The sequence below is a fragment of the Bacillus siamensis KCTC 13613 genome (assembly GCF_000262045.1).
Classification (GTDB): Bacteria; Bacillota; Bacilli; order Bacillales; family Bacillaceae; genus Bacillus; species Bacillus siamensis.
On the sequence record NZ_AJVF01000019.1, the window covers coordinates 1 to 956 of the forward strand.

The 956-nt window shown below is 60.5% G+C and carries 1 protein-coding gene; it reads left to right on the top strand.

From position 1 onward, the window contains the following. Positions 1-956: collagen-like domain-containing protein (locus Y79_RS1000000120675; protein WP_029575237.1), on the top strand; the 956-nt coding region annotated here is incomplete at both ends.

Consider the following 956-nt stretch of genomic DNA (forward strand, 5'->3'; position numbering starts at 1 on the left):
CAGGGTCAACAGGTCCAACTGGTATAACAGGAGCAACAGGATCAACAGGTCCAACGGGTGCAACCGGAACAACCGGGGCAACTGGATCAACCGGAACAACCGGGGCAACTGGAACAACCGGAACAACCGGGGCAACTGGATCAACCGGAACAACCGGGGCAACTGGATCAACCGGAACAACCGGGGCAACTGGATCAACAGGAGTAACCGGGGCAACTGGATCAACCGGAACAACCGGGGCAACTGGAGCAACCGGAGCAACTGGGTTAACAGGAGCCACAGGGCCAACCGGTGCAACCGGAGCAACCGGAGTAACGGGCGTAACCGGCCCAACCGGAGCGACCGGAGTAACTGGAGCAACGGGCCCAACCGGAGCGACCGGAGTAACTGGAGCAACTGGCTCAACCGGCCCAACCGGGGTGACTGGCCCAACGGGTGTAACGGGCCCAACCGGATCGACTGGGGCAACCGGGGCAACGGGTGCAACAGGAGTAACAGGTCCAACCGGAGCAACCGGAGTAACTGGAGAAACGGGACCAACAGGAGTAACTGGAGAAACGGGACCAACAGGAGCAACTGGTGTAACCGGCCCAACCGGCCTAACCGGGGCAACAGGAGTAACGGGAGCCACCGGATCAACAGGCTCAACCGGCTCAACCGGGGAAACCGGATCGACAGGAGTAACAGGGCCAACCGGCTCAACTGGAGTGACTGGTGTAACCGGAGCAACAGGAGCAACAGGTGTAACAGGGGCAACGGGCTCAACCGGAGCAACTGGTGTAACGGGCGCGACTGGGGTGACTGGCCCAACAGGAGTAACGGGCTCAACCGGAGCAACTGGTGTAACTGGTGTAACTGGTGCAACCGGGGCAACCGGCCCAACGGGTGCAACCGGAGCAACAGGAGTAACTGGTCCAACAGGAGCAACAGGAGTAACTGGTCCAACAGGAGCAACA